6 protein-coding genes and 2 pseudogenes are annotated in these 6,575 nt (G+C 65.0%); 3 read left to right on the top strand and 5 right to left on the bottom strand.

Features of this window, described 5'->3' with window-relative positions:
- Positions 1-2: 2 nt before the first annotated feature.
- The 4 genes from AC5JJ1_RS10210 to AC5JJ1_RS10195 form a co-directional block, all read right to left on the bottom strand.
- On the bottom strand, positions 3-413 hold the full coding sequence (locus AC5JJ1_RS10210; protein ID WP_495785010.1) for a hypothetical protein: 411 nt from the start codon (positions 411-413) through the stop codon (positions 3-5).
- Between the two features lie 587 nt (positions 414-1,000).
- The gene (locus AC5JJ1_RS10205) at positions 1,001-1,747 is read right to left on the bottom strand and encodes a GIY-YIG nuclease family protein (protein ID WP_495785009.1); all 747 of its coding nucleotides are present in this window, start codon (positions 1,745-1,747) and stop codon (positions 1,001-1,003) included.
- Between the two features lie 230 nt (positions 1,748-1,977).
- The gene (locus AC5JJ1_RS10200; protein WP_495785008.1) at positions 1,978-2,769 is read right to left on the bottom strand and encodes a hypothetical protein; all 792 of its coding nucleotides are present in this window, start codon (positions 2,767-2,769) and stop codon (positions 1,978-1,980) included.
- A gap of 162 nt (positions 2,770-2,931) precedes the next feature.
- Positions 2,932-4,152 carry an ISAzo13 family transposase gene (locus AC5JJ1_RS10195; protein WP_495785007.1) on the bottom strand — a complete coding sequence of 407 codons (1,221 nt, stop codon included), beginning with the start codon at positions 4,150-4,152 and terminating at the stop codon, positions 2,932-2,934.
- Between the two features lie 107 nt (positions 4,153-4,259).
- Between AC5JJ1_RS10195 and AC5JJ1_RS10190 the strand changes: the two are divergent.
- The 3 genes and pseudogenes from AC5JJ1_RS10190 to AC5JJ1_RS10180 all read left to right on the top strand — a co-directional run.
- A pseudogene (locus AC5JJ1_RS10190) lies at positions 4,260-4,655 on the top strand (IS66 family transposase); the annotation flags it as partial.
- 60 nt (positions 4,656-4,715) lie between these two features.
- Positions 4,716-4,931: a hypothetical protein gene (locus tag AC5JJ1_RS10185; protein WP_495785006.1), complete on the top strand. Its 216-nt coding sequence runs from the start codon at positions 4,716-4,718 to the stop codon at positions 4,929-4,931.
- Between the two features lie 14 nt (positions 4,932-4,945).
- A pseudogene (locus AC5JJ1_RS10180) lies at positions 4,946-5,239 on the top strand (ISAzo13-like element transposase-related protein); the annotation flags it as partial.
- 263 nt (positions 5,240-5,502) lie between these two features.
- On the opposite strand, the gene AC5JJ1_RS10175 reads toward AC5JJ1_RS10180, so the two are convergent.
- Positions 5,503-6,174: a M10 family metallopeptidase C-terminal domain-containing protein gene (locus AC5JJ1_RS10175; protein WP_495785005.1), complete on the bottom strand. Its 672-nt coding sequence runs from the start codon at positions 6,172-6,174 to the stop codon at positions 5,503-5,505.
- Positions 6,175-6,575: the final 401 nt, after the last annotated feature.

The following is a 6,575-nucleotide window of genomic DNA, read 5'->3' as shown; positions in this document are numbered from 1 at the left end:
GATCAAGCTGATGGCAAGGCGCTTGGCACGCTCATAAACTTCTCGGACGGGCTCTCAGAGGCGTCCTCGACAAGCGCATGCAGATCCTCGCGCAAGTGGCGCTTCATCATCTTTGCTCGACGCGTCATCGCGGCGTAGCGCTGCTTAGCTACTTGTTCGATCCGATCGGCGGCCACATCCAGTTCTTTGGCCATCATTAGATTATCGGCCTGCTTCTGCGCGGCTCGCGTGACGACCTCGGCTTGGCCACGTACTGCTTCGGCCGCATGCCACAGCGCGCTGGCGAGGGTGCCAGTGTCGCTGGTCCGCTGCGCCTCGGCGATGGCGTTAGCAAGTCGGAGCTCACCAAAGTCAGCGACGAACCCACGTGCCGCGGCGACAAGCTGCGGCTCGGCACGGACTACCCGTTTCATCCGGTCAGCCCACTCGCTCAACGCATCACGGATGCCCGGCCCGTCGCGTCGGAGCCGATCTGGCAGGGGCACACCGAGTGCAGCGGCGAGCTCCGGCGCTAGAGCGGCGACGGCCGGCTTTGCGTCATCTCCGAGGAGTCCCGCAAGCGAGCGCATGACGACAGCTCGGTCGGGAGCAGAAAGGTCTTGCGCAAGGGGCTTCAATGTGGCGACGGCATGCGTGCATGTCTTGGGGCGAGGATAGCGCTCGAAGTGCGAGCACCCGAGTTAGGTTGGGTTCGCCTAGCACGTTGCCAATGTCCTGGGCTGCTGCAATGGCTGTTTCAAAGCGTCGTGGTGACACCAGCCCGTCGCCACATGCTATGGCGCCCACAACAGCCGCGAGGCTTTTCACTATCGGTGAGGCGCGAGCCTCTTCGTCGGCTGCAGTCGGCACAAGCAGGTCGTCGCTAACATCCATGGCCGTACCTCCGGCAAATCTCGTCCCTACATTACACAAAAGTACCGAGATTTGTCAGTACCGAAACGAGATCGGCCAGCGGTGGCATGCAAACTCGTCAGCATTAGCACCACGGCGGTGACGTGGCTCAAGCGGTGGCCCTCTTCCGGGTGGCTTCGGCGTACTGCAGCGTCGGCGCTTGGCCGGTCTGCCAGAAGTGCCAGCCGAGCAGATCGCTCTCGAGCTCACGCAGCACGTGCTTGGACGTCCCCGTGGGCAACGGCATGAAGGCGATGATCGGCTCCTGCAGCGGCCAGGACCCGGCGGAGTGGCTCGCCGCACGACGCTGCAGTGCGGAGGTCTCGCCAACGTAGACCGGCTCCCTCGAACCCAGCTCGTGGATCGCGTAGACCGGAGGACCCGGCGGCAGGGCGCGGAAGGCGGTCAGCGGCGCGCTCTGCCACCACGGCGCGTCTAGGGGGCCGCCGGGCCCGAAAAGCGCGGGTTGGCTGGCCGAGAAGTCCACCGCGCCGGCCGGATCCACCAAGGGCTCGGCGCGGCGGCCAGGTGTCCGGGTCTGTGACGTCCCGCCACGCACGACCCAGCGGTTAGTTGGCCGCAAGTAGCCTGGGTAGAAGCGGCCGTAGTTCGCCTCCGTCGACAGGCCGGTCTCGACCCGGTGCCGCCAGAGCAGCATGTCCTCTGTGCCGCGGAGCACCTGCACGTCGCCCGCGACATGGGCGCTTGAGCACTCGAGCTGAGTGCCGTCCAGCCGCCGTAGCAGCCAGAGATGGGGCGCCGCGGTGTGAGGGTCGTTGAACGGGCACTCCTCGGCATTGATGCCGGCGCCGAGCGAGAGCAGGCGCTCGCGCAGGGTCCGGCCGGTCTGCCCCACATAGACGAGCCGCTCAGGTCGCCCGCCGGCGTGCCAAAACCCGGCTGCACTGTCTCCGCTCGGACGAAGGTAGAGGCGGAAGAAGCCGCGCTGGCTTCGGCTGCGTGAGAACCCGCCAAGTCGGGCTTCGGAGGCACCGGGCTCCACAGCTGCCGCAGAGGCCGGCCGGTTCCGGGCCGGACACCATGTCCGCCCCGGATCTGTCCGATGGGCTTTACCACCGCTCGGCTTCAAGCGTCCATCAAGTAGTCCGACCCGTGGTGGTCCGAGTTCCGATGGCCATGGTCGTCCGGCCCGTGGCCATCCCAAAGCCGGTGGTCATGGTGGTCGGACTCGTGGCGGTCCGGATTGCGTCGGTCGCGGTGGCAATCCTCGTCCAGCACGGTGACGAGAAGAGTGATGTTGAGGGCGAAGTCGTCGATCTGGTCGTCGTTGAAGTCCGCTCCGGCCGAGAAGTGGATCGTGTGCTTCCCCTCCCTCAGGTCCTCGATAGGAAGATAGAAGCCCGCCGCGATCGCCGGCAACTTTTCCCCGGCTGGCAGAGCGAACACATCGAGGTCGGAGCCGGTCTCGTCCTCCCCGATCGGGGAGATCTTGAAGTCATCCGACTGGAAGTAGAACTTGTCAGAGTCGGCGCTCAGCCCCCGCACCGCCTTGCCGTCGATCTCCGCGGAGACATGGGTGATGAAGCTCTTCACCAGGTCGACTTCGTCCAACCGCTCCTGGCGCGTCGGAAGATTGCTCATCCAGTTGATGACCGGGACCAGGAGCAGCTGATCCTCCTCGACCGTGAAGCTGCGGATGACGGTGGCCACGCTGGGGTCCGGGTCGTTGTCCGTGTTACCTCCGACACCGGCCGCAAAGAAGAGGTCGCCCCTGTCCCCGAGACGCGCGAAGCCTCCGGTCAGATCCTCGAATGGATTGGCATCGTCGGGAAGATGCACGGCCCACTGCCACCATTTGGCGGTGATGTCCTCTATGGATCGGCCATCAAATTCACCTCCGGAACGGATGATTTTCATTGGGCGCTCCTTCACCAGCGTTATGGTTCTGAATGGCAAGCTGAGATGCGGCTTGCGGCGAAAGACTACACGCTGCGGCATGGATCCGGGGCGGGATTCTGGGCCCTGTCAGTCCCGACAATCTGACAATGCCTCACACAATCAGATGACACTAAGGGTCCGTCAGCGGATAACCGCTCGATCTAGGTTGTTGCTGGGGTAGATGGTGTAGTTCCATTCGCCATGGAAGTCGTGGCGGCTGATGTTGAGGGAGGCCATCTGCTCGTCGGAGACGATGATGCCTTTGGGGTAGTGGCTCTCGTCGAGCTCGCAATGCACGGTCAGGCCGGTGCGCGTGGTGGTGGCGCTGATCAGGTCAACGATGACGCGGTAGCTGACCAGCGGCCTGGCCCGCCAGTTCATGCTGATGAACGAGAACAGGCGATGCTCGATTGCATTCCACTTGCTGGTGCCGGGCGGCAAGTGGTGCACCTCGATGTCGCGCCCGATCTCGTCGGCCAGGCGCTGCAACTCGGCCTTCCACAGCCGCAGGCGCCAGCCGTTGTTGCCGCCGCCATCAGCGGTGATGACCAGACGCCCCGCGGCGGGATAGCGGACTTGGCCGAGGTCGTGCCACCAGCGGCGGATGGTCTGCACCGCAAAGGCGGCAGTGTCGTGGTTCATGCCGACATTGACCCAGCCCGCATTGGCCGCCAAGTCGTAGGAACCGTAGGGGACCGCGCGGCCGAGTTCGGGCTGCAGGAAGTCGTGCACCCGCACCTCCTCCGAGTTGCCCTGTGGCCGCCACTCGCGGCCCGCGTTCTTGAAGTCGCCAACCAGTTCCTTCTTCTTGGTGTCGACCGAGATCACCGGCTGCCGCTCCCTCAGCGCCGCCGCCACGCTGGCGTTGATGTGGGCGAACTGCGCATCCCGGTCGGGATGCTCGCTGCCTTCGCGCGTCTTGCGGTTGGCCTGCAGGCTGAACTTCTCCTGCGCCAGCAGCTCGCCCACCACCGTGCGGCTGACCGGATGGCCACGCTCGGTCAGCGCCGCCGCCAGCCGCCGCAAGCTCTTGCAGGTCCAGCGCAAGGGAGACATCGGGTCGCCCCGAGCCTCGGGTTCCACCAGCGACAGCAGCGCGGGCAGCAGCCCAGGGTCGCGCGTTACGGCCGACTTGCCGCCGCCGCCCTGCCTGCGCACCCGTCCCGGCGGCAACTCGCCTGCCAGATCCTTCAGGCCACGGCCGATCGTGCTCGCCGCCAGTCCTGTCGCCCGCGACACCGCCGCAATCCCGCCATAGCCCGCCGCGCGGGCCTCCGAGGCTGCCAACAGCCGACGACCACGCTCGTCCAAATGCACCGATAGCTCCAGGAAGCGCGCCCGGATCGCCTCAGCATCAACCATCCCAGAACGCTACGGCACCACGCCCGAGAGGAGAATCCCCGCCTCGTGCCCTCAGCCGCGAGCCGATTCACTTATCGGCGGACGGGCCCTAAGAATGCCACCATCCGCTAGCGGTGCAACTCGCGCGACTGCCGGGCAGCAGCCCGACCGCGGAGGCCATCCGCTACGCGCTGAACCACCGCGAGGGCCTGGTGCGGTTCCTCGAGGACGGCAGGATCGAGCTCGACACGAACACGGTGGAGCGCGCCATCCGCCCGATCTGCCTCAGCCGCAAGAACGCGCTGTTCGCCTCGGGCGATGACGGCGGCGCCAGATGGGCAGCGGTGGCCTCTCTGATCCAGCCCTGCAAGCTGAACGGCGTCAACCCGCAGCGCTACTTCGCCGAGGTGCTGACGCGCCTCGTCAACGGCTGGCCCAACAGCCGCATCGACGAGCTCATGCCGTGGCGCTGGGCCGCCGATGAAAACGGCACAACGTCAAGCGAAGGCCGCGAGGGTCCGTAGGCCTCGCTTACCCTCAAGCTGCATCCTGCCGACACGGACCACCGCACGAGCATCCTGCCGATGCTGCCGCGGCTCGCCGCGCTCGGCTTCCAGGGGGATCTGCTGGGCGACAGCGGCTTCAAGGGCGCGCCCTTCGCCGCGGCGGCGCTCGGGCACGACATCCACGTCTCGGTCTCGCCTGGCGGCACGCGGAGGCCCGTGCGGCGGGCTATGGCGGGATTGCGGCGGTGTCGCGGGCGACAGGACTGGCGGCGAGCACGATCGGCCGTGGCCTGAAGGATCTGGCAGGCGAGTTGCCGCCGGGACGGGTGCGCAGGCAGGGCGGCGGCGGCAAGTCGGCCGTAACGCGCGACCCTGGGCTGCTGCCCGCGCTGCTGTCGCTGGTGGAACCCGAGGCTCGGGGCGACCCGATGTCTCCCTTGCGCTGGACCTGCAAGAGCTTGCGGCGGCTGGCGGCGGCGCTGACCGAGCGTGGCCATCCGGTCAGCCGCACGGTGGTGGGCGAGCTGCTGGCGCAGGAGAAGTTCAGCCTGCAGGCCAACCGCAAGACGCGCGAAGGCAGCGAGCATCCCGACCGGACGGCCGCTTCCTGCCGAACGGAATCAGGTGGGTCGTCGAGCGGCTGTTCGCTTGGGTCAGCCGCTACCGGCGCTTCAACATCGTGTACGGCCGTGCGCACGACCTCTTCGCCGCGCACGTCTGGATTGCGATGATCTCCATCATCTCACGCCGGCTCGTCGCGCAAACCCAGGCGCAGTAAGGGATCTATTCGCGTACAGACTCTTACTTCGCCGTCGGCCGACCACGGGCGCGGCCCGCCGACTAGATTGCTGTTGGAGAGGCCCCATCAGAAGAGGAAGTCATCCACCACAAGGTCAATGCGACCGGCCACCTGAATGTGCAGGACCCCACCGTCGACATTAGCTGTAACTAGCGTGAAGTCTCCTGTGTGGACGAAAGTGACCTCGCCGGGAGTGTACACCGCAGGTCGGATCAAACCCGTCACATCGCCCACAAAATCGAAGCCCTGCTCTCCCGGCAACCATGGATCAACGTCTCTGAAAGCCGACAAGTCGATCCGGTCGCCATTAGCCTGAGAAAAATCGACCACCACATCAGCCTTAGGCTGTGCGGCGTCCTCCGACGCGAACCGAAAGAGGTCTGCATCAGGACCACCCCACAAGGCGTCGCGCCCTGCGCTTCCAATCAAGACGTCTGCACCGCGTCCACCAAGCAGGATGTCACTATTCGCGCCACCATCGAGCGTGTCGTCGCCGGCCAAGCTGATCAGGACGTCGACCCCGTCTCCTCCTTCGAGGCGCTCGGGAGCTAGCCCACCAACTGTAACGCGGAACGTGCTGCCCAGGAGTATCTCAGCAAAATCGGATACCCAACCTAGCGCTTTGGAAGCGCCTGCCTTCCAGAACATGTGGTGATCCTGCAACATCTGCTCGAAATCAAAACGAACACGTGAAGTCCGACTTATGGTTGAGTTTCTAAACTGGCAGGCGAACCACATGCAAGCATTACCTTGGCTAGCAGCCTCCTGCCCAAGTTTCGCAAAAGGACCATGATGCGACAGGGTTCAGCAGGGGCTCACCCTCAGAGACTTTCATTCCCCAGTTCCCACCGCTGCTCCAAGCGGCTTCCTCACAACTTGTCTCTCCTGACCAGGGCACCGCGCTGAGGCGCAGGTTTTGCCTCGGTTTCTGCGGCAACCTTGATGGTGCGGCGGCGGAACGGATGCGGGTTTTCTCTCCAAAATGCTGGAGACTCTCCGAACCTTGAGGGTAGCCCGATTTAACCCTCAAGCTTTATCGTATTGAGAATGCACCATCTTCGGGCGAGGCATTATTGACCCTCATTGAAAGGGAGTAAGCTGCTGCGGTCAGCACGTCCGAGAGGAGGTGCCTATGAGTG

It is taken from the genome of Belnapia sp., assembly GCF_059504005.1.
This window is presented reverse-complemented; position numbering and strand designations above follow the sequence as displayed.